Annotated in this window: 24 protein-coding genes; 13 read left to right on the top strand and 11 right to left on the bottom strand. The window is 63.6% G+C overall.

Features of this window, described 5'->3' with window-relative positions:
• Positions 1-144: 144 nt before the first annotated feature.
• The gene (locus RA24_RS22520) at positions 145-321 is read right to left on the bottom strand and encodes a hypothetical protein (RefSeq protein ID WP_193747129.1); all 177 of its coding nucleotides are present in this window, start codon (positions 319-321) and stop codon (positions 145-147) included.
• 35 nt (positions 322-356) lie between these two features.
• Complete coding sequence (gene argH / locus RA24_RS12080; RefSeq protein WP_193747128.1) at positions 357-1,751, bottom strand: argininosuccinate lyase; 1,395 nt, start codon at positions 1,749-1,751, stop codon at positions 357-359.
• A gap of 22 nt (positions 1,752-1,773) precedes the next feature.
• Between argH and RA24_RS12075 the strand changes: the two genes are divergently transcribed.
• From RA24_RS12075 to phbB, 8 genes are all read left to right on the top strand, one after another.
• Positions 1,774-2,361, top strand: a complete 588-nt coding sequence (locus RA24_RS12075; RefSeq protein WP_241480936.1) for a TlpA disulfide reductase family protein — start codon at positions 1,774-1,776, stop codon at positions 2,359-2,361.
• A 66-nt stretch (positions 2,362-2,427) separates the two neighbouring features.
• On the top strand, positions 2,428-2,784 hold the full coding sequence (locus RA24_RS12070) for a hypothetical protein (protein WP_039191749.1): 357 nt from the start codon (positions 2,428-2,430) through the stop codon (positions 2,782-2,784).
• 93 nt (positions 2,785-2,877) lie between these two features.
• Positions 2,878-3,219, top strand: a complete 342-nt coding sequence (locus tag RA24_RS12065; RefSeq protein WP_019297095.1) for a hypothetical protein — start codon at positions 2,878-2,880, stop codon at positions 3,217-3,219.
• A gap of 124 nt (positions 3,220-3,343) precedes the next feature.
• Positions 3,344-3,742 carry a hypothetical protein gene (locus RA24_RS12060; protein ID WP_039191746.1) on the top strand — a complete coding sequence of 133 codons (399 nt, stop codon included), beginning with the start codon at positions 3,344-3,346 and terminating at the stop codon, positions 3,740-3,742.
• On the top strand, positions 3,739-4,671 hold the full coding sequence (locus RA24_RS12055; RefSeq protein ID WP_039191743.1) for a sterol desaturase family protein: 933 nt from the start codon (positions 3,739-3,741) through the stop codon (positions 4,669-4,671). The genes RA24_RS12060 and RA24_RS12055 overlap by 4 nt, the downstream gene beginning before the upstream one ends.
• A gap of 125 nt (positions 4,672-4,796) precedes the next feature.
• Positions 4,797-5,636 (top strand): EAL domain-containing protein, encoded by an 840-nt coding sequence (locus RA24_RS12050; protein WP_019297098.1) that lies wholly within the window; start codon positions 4,797-4,799, stop codon positions 5,634-5,636.
• A gap of 316 nt (positions 5,637-5,952) precedes the next feature.
• Positions 5,953-7,128, top strand: a complete 1,176-nt coding sequence (locus tag RA24_RS12045) for an acetyl-CoA C-acetyltransferase (RefSeq protein WP_019297099.1) — start codon at positions 5,953-5,955, stop codon at positions 7,126-7,128.
• Between the two features lie 211 nt (positions 7,129-7,339).
• Entirely contained in the window at positions 7,340-8,062 is a 723-nt protein-coding gene (phbB, locus tag RA24_RS12040) for an acetoacetyl-CoA reductase (protein WP_019297100.1), read from the top strand.
• A 79-nt stretch (positions 8,063-8,141) separates the two neighbouring features.
• Here the strand turns inward: phbB and RA24_RS22515 are convergent, their stop codons facing one another.
• Positions 8,142-8,291: a hypothetical protein gene (locus RA24_RS22515; RefSeq protein WP_019297101.1), complete on the bottom strand. Its 150-nt coding sequence runs from the start codon at positions 8,289-8,291 to the stop codon at positions 8,142-8,144.
• Positions 8,292-8,404: 113 nt separating this feature from the next.
• Here RA24_RS22515 and RA24_RS12035 point away from each other — a divergent pair, with 113 nt between their 5' ends.
• A complete protein-coding gene (locus tag RA24_RS12035) occupies positions 8,405-9,352 on the top strand; it encodes a transcriptional regulator GcvA (protein ID WP_039191740.1) in 948 nt (315 codons plus the stop codon).
• The gene (gene yddG, locus RA24_RS12030; RefSeq protein ID WP_039191738.1) at positions 9,349-10,212 is read left to right on the top strand and encodes an aromatic amino acid exporter YddG; all 864 of its coding nucleotides are present in this window, start codon (positions 9,349-9,351) and stop codon (positions 10,210-10,212) included. Before RA24_RS12035 ends, yddG begins: the two co-directional genes overlap by 4 nt.
• Before the next feature lie 79 nt (positions 10,213-10,291).
• Here yddG and RA24_RS21985 read toward each other — a convergent pair whose 3' ends face one another.
• From RA24_RS21985 to RA24_RS12020, 3 genes are all read right to left on the bottom strand, one after another.
• Positions 10,292-10,465, bottom strand: coding sequence for a YdcH family protein (locus RA24_RS21985; RefSeq protein WP_019297104.1), 174 nt, complete (start codon positions 10,463-10,465; stop codon positions 10,292-10,294).
• A 234-nt stretch (positions 10,466-10,699) separates the two neighbouring features.
• Positions 10,700-11,467 (bottom strand): tRNA1(Val) (adenine(37)-N6)-methyltransferase, encoded by a 768-nt coding sequence (locus tag RA24_RS12025; protein ID WP_039191735.1) that lies wholly within the window; start codon positions 11,465-11,467, stop codon positions 10,700-10,702.
• A 10-nt stretch (positions 11,468-11,477) separates the two neighbouring features.
• A complete protein-coding gene (locus RA24_RS12020) occupies positions 11,478-11,693 on the bottom strand; it encodes a putative signal transducing protein (RefSeq protein WP_019297107.1) in 216 nt (71 codons plus the stop codon).
• Positions 11,694-11,750: 57 nt separating this feature from the next.
• Here RA24_RS12020 and RA24_RS12015 point away from each other — a divergent pair, with 57 nt between their 5' ends.
• Complete coding sequence (locus RA24_RS12015; protein ID WP_039149322.1) at positions 11,751-12,749, top strand: polyprenyl synthetase family protein; 999 nt, start codon at positions 11,751-11,753, stop codon at positions 12,747-12,749.
• A gap of 179 nt (positions 12,750-12,928) precedes the next feature.
• Here the strand turns inward: RA24_RS12015 and RA24_RS12010 are convergent, their stop codons facing one another.
• The 5 genes from RA24_RS12010 to soxR form a co-directional block, all read right to left on the bottom strand.
• A complete protein-coding gene (locus RA24_RS12010) occupies positions 12,929-13,750 on the bottom strand; it encodes a 4-(cytidine 5'-diphospho)-2-C-methyl-D-erythritol kinase (RefSeq protein WP_039191732.1) in 822 nt (273 codons plus the stop codon).
• Positions 13,740-15,455 (bottom strand): tetratricopeptide repeat protein, encoded by a 1,716-nt coding sequence (locus RA24_RS12005; protein WP_039191729.1) that lies wholly within the window; start codon positions 15,453-15,455, stop codon positions 13,740-13,742. The genes RA24_RS12010 and RA24_RS12005 overlap by 11 nt, the downstream gene beginning before the upstream one ends.
• Before the next feature lie 164 nt (positions 15,456-15,619).
• Entirely contained in the window at positions 15,620-16,045 is a 426-nt protein-coding gene (locus RA24_RS12000) for a DUF1493 family protein (protein ID WP_039191726.1), read from the bottom strand.
• The gene (locus RA24_RS11995) at positions 16,045-17,694 is read right to left on the bottom strand and encodes an electron transfer flavoprotein-ubiquinone oxidoreductase (protein ID WP_039191724.1); all 1,650 of its coding nucleotides are present in this window, start codon (positions 17,692-17,694) and stop codon (positions 16,045-16,047) included. The genes RA24_RS12000 and RA24_RS11995 overlap by 1 nt, the downstream gene beginning before the upstream one ends.
• 168 nt (positions 17,695-17,862) lie before the next feature.
• Complete coding sequence (gene soxR / locus RA24_RS11990; protein WP_039191721.1) at positions 17,863-18,342, bottom strand: redox-sensitive transcriptional activator SoxR; 480 nt, start codon at positions 18,340-18,342, stop codon at positions 17,863-17,865.
• Between the two features lie 98 nt (positions 18,343-18,440).
• Here soxR and RA24_RS11985 point away from each other — a divergent pair, with 98 nt between their 5' ends.
• A complete protein-coding gene (locus RA24_RS11985) occupies positions 18,441-18,821 on the top strand; it encodes a VOC family protein (protein ID WP_039149331.1) in 381 nt (126 codons plus the stop codon).
• A gap of 245 nt (positions 18,822-19,066) precedes the next feature.
• On the top strand, positions 19,067-19,537 hold the full coding sequence (gene greA, locus RA24_RS11980) for a transcription elongation factor GreA (protein WP_029204901.1): 471 nt from the start codon (positions 19,067-19,069) through the stop codon (positions 19,535-19,537).
• The last annotated feature ends 3 nt before the right edge of the window (positions 19,538-19,540 follow it).

Raw genomic sequence — 19,540 nt, 5'->3', positions numbered from 1 at the left:
GTCGCAGGCGGCCAGGCCCAGGAGGGCCAGAAGGGCAATAGCTGCTTTCATTGCAATATCCTTGAAACCAGAACCGCCCCGGCCTTGCGGCGGGGCGGTCCAGACGTGGGTGTTCCGTTGCGCCGCATCAAGGGCGCGCGGCTGCTAGAAGCCCAGAAAGACGCTGACCGGCCCCTTGTGCAGGCCCACCGCGCCGCCGACATGGACACCGCCGCTGCCAACGCCGACGCCGGCGTTCAGGGTCGGCTGCACCGGTTCGCCATCGGCTCCGCAGGCCGTCAAAATCATCAGCCCCAGCAATGCAAAGATCATATTGCGCATCGTCTGCCTCCTTGCCGCGGCCAGCCCTTGCGGGCTCAGCCTGCCAGCACCTCTTTCCAGCGGGCCACCTGCGCGCGCACCTGGGCGGGCGCGGTGCCGCCGTAAGACATGCGCGAGTTTACCGAGTTTTCGACGCCAAGCACAGAAAAGATGTCATCGGTGATGCCTTCGTGAACGCCCTGCATATCCGCGAGGCTGAGATCCGGCAGGTCGCAGCCGCGTTGTTCGGCCATCGCCACAAGCGTGCCGGTGACGTGGTGGGCATCGCGGAACGGCACCTTCAGCACCCGCACCAGCCAGTCGGCCAGGTCGGTGGCGGTGGAGAAGCCGGAGCCCGCAGCAGCCGCCAGCGACTCGCGGTTGCCGGTCATGTCCTTGACCATGCCTTCCATCGCCGCCAGCGCCAGCATCCAGTTGTCAGCGGCGTCAAAGACCTGTTCCTTGTCTTCCTGCATGTCCTTGGAATAGGCCAGCGGCAGCCCCTTCATCACCATCATCAGCGCGGTATTGGCGCCAAAGATCCGGCCCACCTTGGCGCGGATCAGCTCAGCCGCGTCCGGGTTCTTCTTCTGCGGCATGATCGACGAGCCGGTGGAGAAGCGATCCGACAGGGTGACAAAACGGAACTGGGCGGAGGACCAGATCACCAGCTCCTCGGCAAAGCGGGAAAGATGCACGGCGCTGATCGAGGCGGTGGACAAGAACTCCAGCGCGAAGTCACGGTCGCTGACCGCATCCAGCGAGTTGGCTGCCGGGCGGTCAAAGCCCAGCGCCGATGCCGTCATCTCCCGGTCGATCGGGAAGGAGGTGCCGGCCAGTGCCGCCGCGCCCAAGGGCGATTCGTTCATCCGCGCGCGGGCGTCGCGCACGCGGCTGAGATCGCGGCCGAACATCTCGACATAGGCCATCATGTGGTGGCCCCAGGTCACCGGCTGCGCGGTCTGCAGGTGGGTAAAGCCCGGCATCACCCAATCAGCGCCCGCCTCGGCCTGCGACAGAAGCGCACGGATCAGCGCCAACAGGCCCGATTCCGCCGCGTCCAGCTGGTCGCGCACCCAGAGTTTGAAATCGGTCGCCACCTGGTCATTACGGCTGCGGCCCGTGTGCAGGCGGCCTGCGGGCTCACCGATGATCTCTTTCAGGCGGGCCTCCACGTTCATGTGGATGTCTTCCAGTGCGGTGGAAAACTGGAAGGTTCCACCCTCAATCTCTGACAAAACGGTGAGCAGCCCTTCCCGAATGGCCTCGGCATCATTATCCGTAATGACGCCTGTAGCGGCGAGCATCGCCGCATGGGCCCTGGAGCCGGCAATGTCCTGCGCTGCCATCCGCTTGTCGAACCCGATCGAGGCGTTGATTGCCTCCATGATCGCGTCCGGGCCAGCGGCAAAGCGGCCGCCCCACATCTGGTTCGAGGATTGATCTGTCATGGTGTGGAACCCCGGAGATAATATGCGTCTGTTTCGTCAGCTTTCCCTTTATATGGCCCTGACCTTGGGTGCAAATGCCGCCTTTGCAGCGGACCCCGCGCAGCTGGAAGGCTTGCGCGACGGCTCGATGAAGAAGCTGGTGGTGCACGCCGAGCCGCGCGACGTGTCCGCCGCCGCCTTTGATCTGGCCGACGGTGCTGGCACTGCATCCCTGGGGGATTACCAGGGCAAGATCGTGCTGTTGAATTTCTGGGCCACCTGGTGCGCCCCCTGCCGCAAGGAGATGCCGCAGCTGGCGGAGCTACAGGAGGAGTTCGGGGGGGAGGATTTCGAGGTGCTGACCATTGCGACGGGCCGCAACTCGCCCGCGGGCATCCAGAAGTTCTTTGACGAGAACGGGATCAGCAACCTGCCCCGCCACCAGGACCCGAAACAGGCGCTGGCGCGGGAGATGGCGGTGATCGGGCTGCCGATCACGGTGCTCTTGGACCGTGACGGCAAGGAGGTGGCGCGGCTCTTGGGCGATGCCGAGTGGAACTCCGAGAGCGCCAAGGCGATTGTTCAGGCGATGATTGGCGAGCAAGCGGACAGCGCCGCAGCCTCCAATTGAAAAATCAGCCCTGATCTGACACACTCTCCCGGTGTTCTGTTAACAAGTATTCCGGGAGGGGACCCCATGAAATTCCCGCATCTGACCGCATGCGCTTTGGTTTTCGGCATTGCCGCAGCTGCCCCCGCCAGCGCAGGGGCTATCAAGAAGCAAAAGGATTTTGTCGCGGCTATTGCAGGCAAGAAACTGGTGTCCGGAAACAGCTGGATTGTTGTCAGCGCCGACGGAAAGCTGACGGGGGTTTCGAGCAAGGGTGAAAAGATCACTGGGGCCTGGGTCTGGAACAAGCGCTTTGTCTGCCGCAACGTGTATGTCGGCAGCAAGCAATTGCCTCAGGATTGCCAGACCGTTACCACGGACGGCAACACCGTGACCTTCACCCGTGACAAGGGCAAAGGCAGGGCGATCACCTACTCTTTCTGAGCGCGCTTGCCCCCCTGACCCGGCAGCATTTCGCACTACCTGTAGACCGAGGGACGTCCCCAAAAGACGCCCTGGCATAGGGTGGAGAGTGAAATGAAACCTGTTGTGTTACTGATCGGAAAGCTGCCGCATGTGATCGGCAATGTGGCTGAGGAGCTGGACCATCTGCCGATCCACTGGCTGGGCGCGCATGATCAGCCCGAGGTGGTGCGCCAGCTGGAGACCGAGCCGCGCATTGAATGCGTGATCATGGGCGCGGGCCTGGATGACCAGATCCGCGGCGACCTGATCGGCATCATCGCGGCCCTGCGGCCGGATGTCTGCATCCATCTGAAAGACCGGGCCTCCGGCCCCGAAGGGCTGGTGCCCTTTGTCGAGCGGGTGGTGCAGATGCAGGTGCTGCCAAAGGCGCAGCGCGCGGCTGCCGCGATGTAGACCCCGGCTTGCCAAGGCCAGCCTGCCCTGCCCCGAATCCGGGTGCGGGGGCTGATGCGCTTGACCCCACGCCACCTTTGACAGCCTTCCGCCTGCCCGCCAATCTGCCCGCGGGAGGACGTTCATGCCGCTGGAACTGCTGCTGGCCCTGGTTGCGGGCGGAATATCGGGAATCGCCGTTCTGCTGCATCTGACCGGACGCTCCAGGCAGAGGATTCTGGGTGCCGGCAACACCCGCGCTGACTGGCTGCGGCATTTCCCCGAAGACAGTGTTTTCAAGGTGCTGCCTGCGGCCAGCGGGCAGGCCGCGCTGGTGCTGACCAATGGCGGCCCGGGGCTGCTATGGGCCTTTGGCGCCGACACCGTTGGCCGCCATCTGGCCGCGGAACAGGTCCGCGAAACGGCCACCGGGTTGCGATTTGATTTCAACGACTTTGCGGCCCCCGGCCTCTCCCTGCGCCTGCCAGAACGCGAGCGGCAGCAGTGGCTGGCGCTGATCAACACCCCGGCGGAGGCTGTATGACCGGAGAAATCTCCTACCCTGACGCGACCCAGCTGGCGGTGCCTTTCTTCATCGCCGCGATCCTGGGCGAGTTCCTGTGGATCGCGCTCAAGAAACGCGGCGGGCGGTATGAGACCCGCGATGCGGTGACCTCCCTCATCATGGGCGCGGGCAGCGTCGCGGAGGGGCTGCTGCTGGGGTTCGTCGCCTGGGCGCTGTTCATGTTCCTGTGGCAGCTGACGCCCTTGGACATGGGCACGTCTGTGTGGGCGCTGCTGGCCTGTTTCGTGCTCGATGACCTGCGCTATTACTGGGTGCACCGGTTCGGCCACCGGGTGCGCTGGGTCTGGGCGTCGCACGTCAATCATCACTCCAGCCAGCATTACAACCTGACCACTGCCCTGCGGCAGACCTGGACCGGCACCTTCACCTTCATGATGATGGTGAAGGCGCCGATGGTGCTGTTGGGGTTTCACCCGGCACTGGTGCTGTTTTGCGGCGGGCTTAACCTGATCTACCAGTTCTGGATCCATACCGAGGCCGTCAGCCGCCTGCCGCGCTGGTTCGAGGCGGTGATGAACACCCCGAGCCACCACCGCGCGCACCATGGCCGCAATCCGCGCTATCTCGATTGCAACTATGCCGGGGTGTTCATCATCTGGGACAAGATGTTCGGCACCTTCGTGCCGGAACAGGACCATGACCGCCCCGACTACGGGCTGGTGCATAACATCGCCACTTTCAATCCGCTGCGGGTCGCCTTTCATGAATGGTTCGGCATTTTCAAGGACATGGCCCAGCCCGGCCTGACCCTGAAGCAGCGGCTGCTTTATGCCTTTGCGCCGCCCGGTTACAGCCATGACGGCAGCCGCGACACCTCTGCCGGGATCAAGGCGGCGCATCTGGCCCGCCACCCGGAGGACGCGGGCACCCCCGGCTTCGGCGGATGACCGCCAACTGCCCGCGGGGCAGATCGTTCAAATTTGATCTTTAATCCTGCCTCAACCCTTTTGCGGCAACCTGCGGGGAGCATCATACTGTCCTCAACTTGCCGCAATCAGGGTTCCAGCAGCACATGACAAACCGACATGCCAAGGCAGATCTCCCCGAAGGCGCTGAAAACCCGCTGAGCGCAGCGGTAGCCGGGCGCGACCGTTCGACACTGGACATGGTCGACGAGGCGGTGCGGCACAATCAGACCGTGCTGGCCTATCAGCCTGTCATGCAGGCAATGGCGCCGCATGGTGTCGCCTTTTACGAGGGCTACATCCGGGTTCTGGATCCGACCGGCCGGGTGATTCCGGCGCGCGAATTCATGCATGTGGTCGAGGACAAGGAGATCGGCCGCGAGATGGATTGCCTGGCGCTGCAGCACGGGCTGAAGGCGCTGGAAAAATACCCGCAGATCCGCCTGTCGGTGAACATGTCTGCACGCTCCATCGGCTATCAGCGCTGGCACAAGGTTCTGGACCGGTTCCTGAAGCGCGACGGCACCCTGGGCGAACGGCTGGTGCTGGAAATCACCGAGGCCTCTGCCATGGCCGCACCGGAGCTGGTGACCGACTTCATGGGCCGGATGCAGCAGCACGGGATTGCCTTTGCGCTCGACAACTTTGGCGCCAGCACCACTGCGATCGGCCATTTCCGCCAGTTCTTCTTTGACGCGGTCAAGATTGACGGCCAGTTCGTGCGCGGCATTCACGCCAGCCACGACAACCAGTCTGTGGTCCGCGCCCTGATCGGCATTGCAAAGCAGTTCGATATGTTCGTGGTTGCGGAATCGGTGGAAAGCCAGGCGGATGCGGAGTTTCTGGTCGAAAACGGCGTCGACTGCCTGCAGGGCTACCTGTTCGGCGCCCCCTCGGTGTCGCCGCCCTGGATCGAAGATATGAAGCAGGGCAAGAAAGCAGGCTGACTTCCGCCGCCCGCCGCCGCAATCAAGCAATACCAGTCTTTTCAACGGCTTTGCTGCCCCTGCGCGACCCGGTTGCGGCCAGCGCGGTTGCTGCTTTGCAGCATCACCGCAGCCAAGTGCCGGAAATCCTGCAGCCCGGGACGTATCTCGCGGTTGACTCTGCCGCACCCCCTGAGACAGGCTGTCAATTGCTGCACGTGCAGCAATAGATTATGTCGGTACCCGGAGTGATCGGGAAAGATTCTTGCGCGTCGGAGCGAAACGCAGGCAGCAAGCTTTCCCGGAGACCTGACTTGATGGCAGAGGACCAGAAATAATGACCAATGTTGTAATCGCATCCGCCGCGCGCACCGCCGTCGGCTCCTTTGGCGGCTCGTTCGCCAACACCCCGGCCCATGACCTGGGCGCCGCGGTGCTGGAAGCTGTGGTGGAACGCGCCGGTGTGGACAAATCCGAAGTGTCCGAAACCATTCTCGGCCAGGTGCTGACCGCGGCGCAGGGCCAGAACCCGGCCCGCCAGGCGCACATCAATGCCGGCCTGCCCAAGGAAAGCGCCGCCTGGGGCATCAACCAGGTCTGCGGCTCCGGCCTGCGCGCCGTGGCACTGGGCGCGCAGCACATCCAGCTGGGCGATGCCTCCATCGTGGCGGCCGGCGGCCAGGAAAACATGACCCTGTCCCCCCATGCCGCGCATCTGCGCGCGGGCCAGAAAATGGGCGACATGAAGTACATCGACACCATGATCCGCGACGGCTTGTGGGATGCCTTCAACGGCTACCACATGGGCCAGACCGCGGAGAACGTGGCCGAGCAGTGGCAGATCTCCCGCGAGATGCAGGACGAATTCGCTGTCGCCTCGCAGAACAAGGCAGAAGCGGCGCAGAAGGCGGGCAAGTTCGCCGATGAGATCACCCCGTTCATCGTCAAGCATCGCAAGGGCGATATCACAGTGGATGCGGACGAATACATCCGCCACGGCGCCACCATGGAAGCGATGCAGAAACTGCGCCCGGCCTTCACCAAGGACGGCTCTGTCACCGCAGCCAACGCCTCCGGTCTGAACGACGGCGCTGCCGCGACCCTCTTGATGAGCGCCGATGAAGCCGAACGCCGCGGCATCGAGCCGCTGGCCCGCATCGCCTCGTACGCCACTGCCGGCCTGGACCCGTCGGTCATGGGTGTCGGCCCGGTCTATGCCTCGCGCAAGGCGCTGGAGAAGGCCGGCTGGTCGGTGAATGACCTGGATCTGGTCGAAGCGAACGAAGCCTTTGCCGCCCAGGCCTGTGCGGTGAACAAGGACATGGGCTGGGATCCGTCGATTGTGAACGTGAACGGCGGCGCCATTGCCATCGGCCACCCGATCGGCGCGTCGGGCTGCCGGGTGCTGAACACGCTGCTGTTCGAAATGAAACGCCGCGGCGCCAAAAAGGGCCTGGCCACCCTTTGCATCGGTGGCGGCATGGGCGTTGCGATGTGCGTCGAACGCCCGTAATCGGCGCAAAACCGCAAAAAATGAAGGACGCCCTCGCGGCGTCCTTTTTCTTTTACATTCCAGAGCTATAATGCAACTGCAGCAAGACCGGCGCGGCGGGTGCGACAATTTATACGCGGCACCGCAGCAAATTCACCGCGCAATATTGTTGCTCCCCGGCAGTGAAAACTGTAGCAAGATTACCAAGTGACCAATACTGGAGGATTCTCGAATGGCACGTACTGCACTCGTCACCGGCGGTTCCCGCGGCATCGGCGCAGCGATTTCCCAGGCGCTGAAGGCGCAGGGCTGCAATGTGGCTGCGACCTATGCCGGCAATGACGAAGCCGCGGCAAAATTCACCGAGGAAACCGGCATCAAGACCTACAAGTGGAACGTCGGCAGCTATGAAGACAGCGCTGCGGGCATCGCCAAGGTCGAAGAGGAAGTGGGCCCGATCGACATCGTGGTGGCCAACGCCGGCATCACCCGCGACGCGCCGTTCCACAAGATGACGCCGCAGCAGTGGCAGGAAGTGATCGACACCAACCTGACCGGCGTGTTCAACACCGTGCACCCGGTCTGGCCCGGCATGCGCGAGCGCAAGTTCGGCCGCGTCATCGTGATCTCCTCGATCAACGGCCAGAAGGGCCAGTTCGCGCAGGTGAACTATGCCGCCACCAAGGCAGGCGACCTGGGCATCGTGAAATCGCTGGCCCAGGAAGGCGCCCGCGCCGGCATCACCGCCAATGCGGTCTGCCCCGGCTATATCGCCACCGAAATGGTGATGGCAGTGCCGGAGAAGGTGCGCGAGTCGATCATCGGCCAGATCCCGGCCGGCCGCCTGGGTGAGCCGGAAGAGATCGCCCGCTGCGTGGCTTTCCTGGCGTCTGACGAGTCGGGCTTCATCAACGGCTCGACCATCTCCGCCAACGGCGCGCAGTTCTTCGTCTGATCCAATTCATCAGCAGAAACGGCAAGGGCCGGTCCAGATGGACCGGCCCTTTTCCTATCCCGTAAGGACGCTTGCGCGCTCAGGCCCAGCGGGAAACCTTGGGGCGGAGGACCGGCACCGGCCGCTTGCCGAACAGCCAGGTCCAGGCCTGTTTCAGCACCTGCCCCCGCTCGGCGTGGGCACGGGCCATCGCGGCTTTGACGGCGGCATCAGCAGTATATTCCAGCATCTTCGGCCTCCTTCTCAGATCAGTATCCTTTACCTGCAACCAATATGAGGACGTTCCGTCAAACACACAAACGAGACTTTGCAGAGGTTCAGTTAAGCTGTACTTATGCGAACATGACTGACCGCCTGCCGCCCCTCACCGCTTTGCGCGCCTTTGACGCTGCTGCCCGCCACATGTCCTTTGCCAAGGCAGCGGAGGAGCTGAACGTGACCCCGGCGGCGCTGTCCTTTCAGATCAAGTCGCTGGAGGAGCATCTGGGCCAGCCGTTGTTCCGCCGCCTGAACCGGGCGGTGGAACTGACCGAGGCGGGCGAAACGCTGGCCCCCGGCGCGGCAGAAGGCTTCCGCACCTTGGGGCAGGCCTGGCAAAGCACCCGGCGGCTGCTGGATGAGACCACGCTGACAGTGACGGCGGGTCCTGCGCTGACGGCGAAATGGCTGGCGCCGCGGCTGTTCGAATTTGCCCGCAGCCACCCGGAAATTGAGCTGCGCCTGTCGGCCTCTCTCAAGGTGGTGGACCTGCGCCGCGGCGATGTGGATGTGGCGATCCGGTTTGGCGTGTCAGACGACGTAGGTCTTGCGTCTTATGGCACCCGGCCCGACTGGCTGACACCGGTGATGACGCCGGAGATGCATGAGCAATTCCCCACCCCTGAAGCGCTGATGAACGCGCCCCTGATTTTTGACGATTCAATCAGCAAGGTGGCCCCGGGTTGCGACTGGCCAACCTGGTTCCAGGCGGCGGGGGTTGGCTTCAGCCCCACCAGCGGAACACATTTTTCCGCCCCCGATCATGCCATCGACGCCGCCTGCGCGGGCCTTGGCGTGGCGCTGGGGCGGCGGCCGCTGATTATCAAGGACGTGCGCGAGGGACGGCTGGTGGCGCCCTTTAAGATCGCCATCCAGTCCGACGCGCGTTTCCGGTTCCTGTGCCTGCCGGAAGCCAAGGACCGGCCGCAGATTGCGGCCTTCCGCGAGTGGTACTTTGCGGAGATCGAGAAAACCGCGCATATGTGGGGCGACATCAAGATTATCCCGATTCAGGATTTGCACCCCCAATGACCAAGACCCGCGCGACCGCCATTGGCTTCATCGCTGTATTGCTATGGGCGCTGCTGGCGCTGCTGACAGTTGGATCAGAGCCCACCCCGCCGCTGCTGTTGAACGCGTTGTGCTTCACCATTGGCGGCACGCTGGGGATCATCTGGACCGCAGCGTCAGGCAAGCTGGGGCAACTGCGCCATGTGCCGGTGCGGGTCTATATCTTTGGCACGATTGGCCTCTTTGGCTATCACGCGCTCTACTTCTCGGCGCTGCGGCTGGCCCCGGCGGCAGAGGCCGGGCTGATCGCCTATCTGTGGCCGCTGCTGATCGTGCTGTTTTCCGGCCTGCTGCCCGGCGAAAGGCTGAAAGCGGGGCATCTGATCGGTGCGGTCTTGGGCTTTGCCGGGGCAGCCACGATCATTTCCGGCGGCGGTGAGGGGTTTCAGGCGCAGTATCTGCCAGGCTACGGGCTGGCGCTGCTGTGTGCGCTGACCTGGTCCGGCTATTCGGTGCTGTCGCGGCTGGTGGGCGGGGCGCCGACCAGTTCGGTTGCGGTGTTCTGCCTGACCACTGCCGCGGCGTCCTGGGGGCTGCATTTCATGCTGGAAGAAACGGTGTGGCCCGCGGGCACTTTGGGCTGGGCCTCCACCCTGCTGCTGGGTCTCGGCCCTGTGGGGCTGGCGTTTTACGTCTGGGATATCGGCGTCAAGCAGGGCGACATTCAGATGCTTGGCACCAGTTCATATGCGGCACCCCTGCTGTCCACGCTGATCCTGGTTCTGGCGGGGATTGCCGCGGCCTCCTGGGGGCTGGCGCTGGCGGCAGCGCTGATCACCGGCGGCGCGCTGATCGCGGCGCGGGCCAGTGCCAGCAAGTAGGGCCTGAAACGAAAGGAGGGCCGCCGCTGTGGCAGGCCCTCCTGTTGACTGTGCCGGGCTATGCCCCGGCGGGAACTCTTCAGACGGCTTCAGCTGTCAGGCGTGTGATCTCTTCCTTCAGCTTCAGCTTTTGCTTTTTCATTGCTGCGATTTCCAGATCGTCGGTACTGGGCGATCGTTGGGCCTGTTCCACTTCCATGCTCAGATGCTCGTGCTTCTTCTTAAGTTCGGTCAGATGCGAGCTGAGGCTCATGGTAACCCTCCTTCTTTGAGCTAGATGTGTTTGACCTAGAGAGTGGAGCATATGTTTCCGCGTCTGTCACGCTGCAGCCGCACGATTTTTGTCATGAAATTTTCATATCGGCTATGCGCCGCGCATTTTGCCGCAGGGCAGAGCGCGTTTTTGCAGAAACCAGCAGATTTGGATTCGCCAAAGGTTGAATCCGCCAAGCACCGCTCCTAAGTTTGCGCGGCCGGAAAAAGTGCCTCAGGCGGGCCAGGGCAAGGCCGCGCCGTCGCGCAGGATGGCGCTGATTTCCGCGCGGTAGCTGTCTCCATCACGGTCATGCCGGGTGCCTTGGTGCAGAATCAGCGGCGCGTGCAGCCGGAAATCCGCCCGTCCGCCCTTGCGTGCCCGCAGGATCACCAGCTCTGCCGCACGGGCCTGGCGCGGCGCCAGCGGCAGCACCTCAACCGATCCCAGGACACTGGCGCAGCCTGCCAGAATGTCCGGCAGCCGGTCGGCGCGCTGGATCATGTGCAGATACCCTTTGGGCGCGAGGCGGCGGGCCGCAGCGGTAATCCAGTCCGCCAGCGGTGTGCCCTCTCCCAGCGCCAGCTTGCGGCCGTCGTCGTGGGCTTGGCTGTGGGCACCCGCCTTGTAGTACGGCGGATTGGCAATGACGTGGTGAAACTGGCGCTGTTTCAATGCCTCCGGCAGGGCAGAAAGGTCGGCCTCGAAGACGTCGATATCCTGACCGTTGGCCTGGGCGTTGCGGCGGGCCAGATCCGCATAGGGCGCCTGCAGCTCCACCCCGGCCAGTGACAGCCCCGGCACCCGCGCCCCCAGGCACAGCAACGCCTGGCCGGCACCGCAGCCAAACTCCAGCACGGCCTCGCCTGCCCGTGCGGGAACGGCGGCTGCCAGCAGCACCGGGTCCACCCCGGCGCGGTAGCCGCGCATTGGCTGCCACAGCTGCACCCTGCCGCCGAGGAAACCGTTGCGGGTCAGCTCATCTTCAGGGAAGCCGGTCATCGTGCAGGCCTCATCGCCCGAGCGGGATTTCGTTGTCGCGCATCACCACAAGCGCGTCGTCATAGTCATCCTCGTGAACCATCAGACGGCGCGGGAAAATTCCGATCCCGCCTTCCAGGATGCTCATATTTACGTCCATTTGAAAGCAGTCTATATCCTCTCCCTCAAGGAGGGCGGAGGCAAAGGCCATGATCGTCGGATCGGTGCTGCGCAGAAGCTCTTTCATGGGGATGGATCTAAGGGCAAGGCGTCCCCCTTGTCGAGACTTGCGAGCGGGAAAGTGATGGACCAAGTGATGACCAGGAAACCGCATGAGATGCTGGCCGCAACGCTGAGCCAGGAACTGGACGCGGTGAACACGCTGATCCGCACCCGGATGGCCTCCAAACACGCGCCGCGTATCCCTGAAGTGACCGCACATCTGGTCGAAGCGGGCGGCAAGCGGCTGCGGCCGATGCTGACGCTGGCGGCGGCGCGGCTGTGCGGCTACGAGGGCGACCATCACCTGAAACTGGCGGCCACGGTGGAGTTCATCCACACCGCGACCCTGCTGCATGACGATGTGGTGGATGAAAGCGGCCAGCGGCGCGGGCGCCCCACGGCGAACCTGCTGTGGGACAACAAGAGTTCCGTGCTGGTGGGCGATTACCTGTTTGCCCGCAGCTTCCAATTGATGGTCGAGACGGAAAGCCTGCGGGTGCTGGACATTCTGGCGAACGCCTCTGCCACCATTGCCGAGGGTGAGGTGCTGCAGATGACCGCGGCGTCGAACCTGAAGACAGATGAGGACGTCTATCTGCAGGTGGTGCGCGGCAAGACCGCGGCGCTGTTCTCGGCTGCGACCGAAGTTGGCGGGGTGATTGCCGGCGCACCGGAGGAACAGGTGAAGGCGCTGTTCGACTATGGCGACGCGCTGGGGATTGCCTTCCAGATTGCTGACGACCTGCTGGATTATCAGGGTGACAGCAAAGCCACCGGCAAAAACGTCGGCGACGACTTCCGCGAGCGCAAGCTGACCCTGCCGGTGATCAAGGCGGTGGCGCAGGCGACAGATGAGGAGCGCGCGTTCTGGACCCGCACCATCGAGAAGGGCAAGCAGGAGGACGGCGACCTGGAACAGGCGCTGGCGCTGATGGCGAAGTACAAGACGCTGGAAGCCACCCGTGAGGATGCCCATGGCTGGGCTGCCAAGGCGCGAGCGGCGCTGAAGGTGCTGCCCGATCACGAAATCCGCACCATGCTGAGCGATCTGGCGGACTACGTAGTGTCGCGGCTGAACTGATACGCGGGAGGGGCTTTGCCCCTCGCGCCTGCGGCGCTCACCCCAGAGTATTTTCAACCAGAAAGAAGCGGCAAGACGATGCCGCGCTGCGTGTCAGCGCAGCGCCAGGCCCAACGGCGGGCACGCATCTTCGATGCGCCGCTCCGCGGGCGGGAGAGCCCTGTCCGCAGTGTGGCGGGTCAGGTCAGGGTGACCGCACTGCACCACCACTCGGGATGTTCCGCCCCGATCTCATAGGCCGCCATATGGGCGGCCTTTTTCGTAGGATAGAGCGCAAAGCAGGTGGCGCCGGAGCCGGACATCCGGGCCAGCAAGGCCTGGCGGGAGCTGCGCAGGTCCGACAGAACCCGGCCGATTTCCGGCGCAACGGTGATCGCCGGAACCTCCAGGTCGTTGCGCTGTTCGGCCAGCCAGGCGGCGCAGTCTTCACCTGACGTGAAAGCAGGGATGTCCTGCGGCATCGGAGCGTTGTTGCGCGAAGCAAGCGCAGAAAACACGGCCCCTGTCGGGACATGTGCGCCCGGATTGACCAGCAGCGCGTGCAGGTCCGGCAGGTCCACCGGCATCACTTGTTCGCCGATGCCCCGCATCCGGGACGCCCGTGCCGCCATGCAGACTGGCACATCGGCACCCAGTTTCAGCGGCAATTCTTCGGGGATACAGCCGCCCTGGCTGGCAATTGCGCGCAAGGCCGCCGCAGCGTCGGACGAGCCGCCGCCTATGCCGGCGCCGTGGGGCAGCTGCTTGTCCAAGCTGATCTTGCCGGTCCAGCCCGCAGCAGCGGCGGCTCTCCACACCAGGTTCCGCTCATCCGCAGGCACCCCTTCCGCAAACAGGCCGGAGACCTGCAGCGACAGTTCCTGTCCCGGTTCAAGCCGCAAGCGGTCGCCGGTGTCCGCAAAGACCACCAGCGAATCCAGCAGGTGATAGCCGTCCTCGCGGCGGCCGGTCACATGCAGGGTCAGGTTGATCTTGGCGGGTGCCGCGACCTCAGCCGCCATTGGCGACCTTCAGGGGCTGCGCGCCTTCCTCGGCCAGCACCGCGTCCAGGCCCACCTCCAGCTTGCGGCGGATGCGCTCGGGGTCCGCTTCGCCATCCGTGTCCTCAGGGTCGATGAAGGAGAGCGCCCGCTTCCACTGGAATTCCGCCTCGCGCGCGCGGCCCACGGCCCAGTAGACATCACCCAGGTGGTCGTTGACCACCGGGTCCACCGGCATCAGCTCCACGGCGCGTTCCATATGGGCGACGGCCTCGTCAAACTTGCCCATGCGGTAGAGCACCCAGCCCAAGCTGTCGACGATGAAACCGGAGTCGGGGCGCGCGGCGACGGCGCGTTCGATCATGTCCAGCGCCTCGTCCAGCTTGCTGCTTTTCTCGACCAGCGAATAGCCGAGGTAGTTCAGCACCTGCGGCCGGTTTGGATCCAGTTCCAGCGAGGCGCGGAAGTCAGCCTCAGCCTGCGGCCATTGATCCAGGCGCTCGTGGCAGATGCCGCGGGCATAGAACAGGAACCAGCGGCTGGAAGAATCCTCCGGCGTCTTGTCCAGCGCCTTGTCATAAGCGCGCGCGGCAGCGGCGTAGTCCTCCTGCTGGCGCAGAAGGTCGCCAAGGCTGATGTAGACGCTGGGCTGTTCAGGGAAGTCGCGGGCCAGTTTCTCCAGCACCTCGATGGCGGCGTCCGGCTTGGCGGCGCGGCGCAGGGCCTCGGCGCGGCCCATTTCGGCGGCGTGATAGTCGGGGTGGCTGCTTGGCACCTGCTTGTAGGTGGCAACCGACAGCTCATACCGGCCCAGCTGGTCCAGCAGGCCCGCGCTGAGCAGGATCGCATCCACATGGTCCGGGCGCAGCGAAGCCGCCATGCGTGCATACATCAGCACATAGTCATTGGCGGTATCGCCGTTCAGCGCCGCACCAAGGGTGAAGAACACCTCGGCAATGCCGTCCTGCGGGCTGGGGGCGATGGTATAGGCCAGGGTTTCCCCAGCGGCGAGCTGTGCATCCAGCGCCTCGAGCCCTGGATCGAGGCTGCTGCCGAAGGCGGCGGCCAGCGCCTCGCGGGCGTCGTCATTGCGGTTCAGCTGCGACAGGATCTGAACCCGCGCCACCGCAGCGCGGCGGCTGAGGGTGGCCAGGCGCCCGTTCTCTTCGGCAAACAGCGCTTCCGCCCCGCCGTAGTCGCCGGCGGAGGCCAGCGCCAGGGCGCGGTGATAGAGCACGAAGGGTTTCAGGCTGCCGTCCTTGGCGAGCCGGTCAAAGCTTTCCAGTGCGCTGGAGACGGAGCCCGCGCCGACATGCGCCCAGCCTTCGAGCAGGCCATCCACCAGCGGGTGAATGGCGTCCCGTTCCAGGTCGCGGTCCAGGATCGCCTGGTAGTCACCCTTGGCGGCAAGGCCGCCGGCGCTGACGATATTGGCCACCTGGCTGCGGGCGCCGGTCTGGCGCAGCCGCTCGGCCACTGGCACGGCAAGCTCCGCCTTGCCCATGGCGAGCTGGGCGAACACCACGTTCTCCATCAAGAGCGGGTTTTGCGGGTCGCGCGCCAGCGCCTGGGTGTAATAAAGCGCCGCAGCGGCAAAGTCGCTGTCATAGGTGGCGGCCCGTCCGGCCAGGTAGGATCCCGCCAGTCCTTCGGCCTGCACGGCGGGTGCGGCGGCGGCGGCCATCAGGGCCGCACAGGACAGGGTGCGAAGAATGGATACGGGCACTGGGGACCCCCTTACGGTTTACTGCTCTTGCCTGAATTGAAGCGTAGTCCCGTGACGGTTAACGCGCAATGGGCGTTGGGTCACGCTGCTGTCAGTTTTCAAGCCTTGTGCAATAAAATAACGTGTGCGTGAAGCCGCCTCTGCCGGTTTGCGCGACCCTTCGCCTACCAGAAAACGACCCAGCACAGGCCAAGCAAAACAGCTGCAGCAACACGCCAATCAGGTAGAAGAGCGGCAATCCCCAAGTCCTTGATCGTGTGCTCCGGGTAGTCATAGCCCCATTTGCCAGCCAGAATCGCTTTTTCGAGCAGTTCCAGAGTGATCGGCTGGTAGGGGATGACCTTTCCAGACGCATCAAGCGGCAGCACGCGCCGCCTGCCGGGCGGCTCATCTGCGTTGTAGTGGAATTCCCAGCGGAGGCCTGAAAGGTCTACATCATAATGCGCGGCGAAAGCTTGCAGAAAATCCGTGACATCCGCCCCATCCAAACCAAAAGCACCTGGCAGATCACTCTGCCAGGTGCGATTTGGTTTTCCGCGGCAAAACTGCACTGCAAAGTCGAGAATTTCCTGCTGCAGCGCAGTTCCCATTACATGTTCGGGTAGTTCGGGCCGTCGCCGCCCTGCGGCGTGGTCCAGGTGATGTTCTGGGACGGGTCCTTGATGTCGCAGGTCTTGCAGTGGACGCAGTTCTGGAAGTTCACCACGAACTCCGGCTTGCCGTCCTTTTCGACCACCTCGTAGACACCGGCCGGGCAGTAGCGCTGCGCCGGTTCCGCGAATTTCGGCAGGTTGACCGAGATCGGGGTGTCCTCATTGCCCAGGCGCAGGTGGCAGGGCTGGCTTTCCTCGTGGTTGGTCATCGAGAAGCTGACGTTGGTCAGACGGTCGAAGGACAGCACGCCATCGGGCTTGGGATAGTCGATGGGCTTGTGCTTGGAGGCTTCCTCGGTCGACTGGGCGTCGTTCTTGCCGTGGCCCAGGGTGCCGAAGAAGGAGAAGCCAAACAGGTTGTTGGTCCACATGTCCAGGCCGCCCAGCGCCAGCGACGCGGTGAGGCCCCATTTGGACCACATCGGCTTGACGTTGCGGACCATCTTGAGGTCCTTGCCAATGGCGCCGTCGCGCACGTCCGCCTCATAGGCGGTCAGCTCATCACCCGAACGCTCAGCCTTGATCGCGTCAAAGGCGGCTTCGGCCGCGGCCTTGCCCGACAGCATCGCATTGTGGTTGCCCTTGATGCGCGGCACGTTGACCATGCCCGCGGAACAGCCCAAGAGCGCCACGCCCGGTGCGACCAGTTTCGGCATCGACTGCCAGCCGCCCTCGGTGATCGCACGGGCGCCGTAGGCCACGCGCTTGCCGCCCTTCAGCAGGTCGGCAACCACCGGATGGTGCTTGAAGCGCTGGAATTCCATGTAGGGGAACAGGTGCGGGTTCTTGTAGTTCAGGTGCACCACGAAGCCCACATAAACCTGGTTATTGTCCAGGTGGTAGATGAACGAGCCGCCGCCCGCGTTGGAGCCCAGCGGCCAGCCCATGGTGTGGGTGACGGTGCCTTCCTTGTGCTTGGCCGGGTCGATCTCCCAGATCTCTTTCATGCCGACGCCGTATTTCTGCGGCTCTTTGCCGTCAGACAGGCCGTATTTGGCAATCACTTCCTTGGAGAGCGAGCCGCGCACGCCTTCGCTCAGGAAGACGTATTTGCCGTGCAGTTCCATGCCGGGTTCATAAGCCGGGCCGGGGGTGCCGTCGGGGTTCTTGCCGAATTCACCGGCAACCACGCCTTTGACTTCGCCGTTGTCGCCATAGACCAGCTCAGAGCAGGCCATGCCCGGGAAGATCTCGACGCCCATTTCCTCGGCCTGCTCCGCCATCCAGCGGCAGACGTTGCCCATGGAGACGATGTAGTTGCCGTGGTTGTTCATCAGCGGCGGCATCGGGAAGTTGGGGATGCGGACCTGGCCGGCTTCGCCCAGCATCAGGAAGTTGTCTTCCTTCACTTCGACGTTCAGCGGCGCGCCCTTTTCCTTCCAGTCGGGGATCAGCGCGTTCAGGCCGCACGGATCCAGCACCGCGCCGGACAGGATATGCGCGCCGACTTCGGAGCCTTTTTCCAGGACCACGACCTGCAGGTCGGCGTCCAGCTGTTTCAGGCGGATGGCCGCAGACAGACCAGCAGGGCCGGCCCCGACGATCACCACGTCGTATTCCATCGCTTCGCGTTCAATCTCGGCCATTTGCGGCGCTCCTTGGCTATCTATTCGCTACCGGCCCCACAACACACTGCGGGCGCAATTTTCTTTCGCGGTGCTTATCGTTTGGCGCCCCCATGGGTCAATCCAAACTCCGCGTCAAACACCTGTAAAACAGGCAACTGAGACAAAAAGTGCGTCCATTTTCGTCACTCAAGGATCATTTTCCGCCTCAGCCTCTGTCTCAGGCCGGTCTCCCATTAGATACCGGGGTCCCTGCCCCTTCTGTGCCGCCCGGTCTTCGGGGTTGTAAAGTTTGCAATTCGGAAGCGAAAGACAGCCGCAGCCTATGCAGCCGTCCAGATTGTCGCGCAGTTTGACCAGGGTTTCGATTCGCTGGTCCAGGTGGCTGCGGAAGTCTTCCGAAATGCGTGCCCAGTCGTCCTTGGTCGGGGTTCGGCCGCCCGGCAGGCTGCGCAGGAACCCGCGGATTTCCGGCAGCGAAAAACCGAACTGCTGCGCAATCATGATGAAGCTGAGCCGACGGATGTCGGCCCGGTGAAAGCGCCGCTGGCCGCCTGTGTTGCGCCAAGGCTCCACCAGGCCTTGCGCCTCGTAGTAGCGGATCGCGGACACGGCGAGGCCGGTGCGTTCGGCCAGGTAGCCGATGGAAATGCCTGCGGATTGGGGCATGGCGCACTCCCTGAAGAAATTGCTTGAGCTAAAGTTAGGTTTAGGAATTACGGTGAGTCGCATCAACAGGTTTGCTCAAGATGAGAAGGAGATTTTCAATGAGCGCAGTTTTGGAACATGCAAATGTCACCGTGGCAGACCCCAATGGCACCGCCGCCTGGATGGAAAAGATCTTTGGCTGGCATGTGCGCTGGGAGGGTGAAGCCAAAAACGGCGGCTACACCGTGCATGTGGGCGGCGAAAACAGCTACCTCGCGCTTTACACCCCGCGCACTGCAGCAGGCCAAGCGCCGGAAAGCTATGGCATCATTGGCGGGCTGAACCATCTGGCGGTGATCGTTGATGATCTGGACGCCACTGAGGCCGCGGTAAAGGCCGCGGGCTTCACGCCGATAAACCACGGCGATTATGAGCCGGGCCGCCGGTTCTACTTCCATGACGAGAACGGCATCGAATACGAGGCGGTTCAATATGATTGATCTGCTGTGGCTGGCGGCAAGGTCCGGCTCCCCTGCCCGCGGCATTTTTCCGCGCAAACCTGTGGAAAACCCGCACAATCTGCCGCGTTAGGCGGAATTGCGTGCGGCAAAGCCCTGCGGCCACTTGAATTCAGGCGCAGGATTGGGTCAGGTATTTGTCAACCGGACCGGAGGCCCCGCGGCACATGCTGCGGGGCTGCGGTTTTCATACTGACAAGAACAATAGAGCGACCTGGACCAATCACATGGAAAAGATCCCGATGACCCCCACGGGTCACGCCGCGCTGGAAAGCGAACTGAAGAACCTGAAATCCGTCGAACGCCCGGCCATCATCCAGGCGATTGCCGAAGCGCGCGAACTGGGCGACCTGTCGGAAAACGCCGAATACCATTCCGCCCGCGAAAAGCAGTCCTTCATCGAGGGCCGCATCAAGGAGCTGGAAGGCATCCTGTCGCTGGCCGATGTGATCAACCCCGCCAAACTGTCCGGCGCCATCAAGTTCGGCGCCAAGGTCACTGTGGTGGACGAGGACACCGACGAGGAAAAGACCTGGCAGATCGTGGGCGAGCATGAGGCCAACATCGAATCCGGCCTTCTTAACATCAAATCCCCGATTGCACGCGCCTTGATCGGCAAGGACGAAGGCGACAGTGTGGAAGTGCGCACGCCCGGCGGTGAGCGCGCCTACGAGATTCTCAAGATCGTCTATTCCTGATCC

This window comes from Leisingera sp. ANG-M6 (genome assembly GCF_000813905.1).
GTDB lineage: Bacteria > Pseudomonadota > Alphaproteobacteria > Rhodobacterales > Rhodobacteraceae > Leisingera.
The sequence above is the reverse complement of the archived record's forward strand: the minus strand, read 5'-3'. Positions and strand labels throughout refer to the sequence as shown.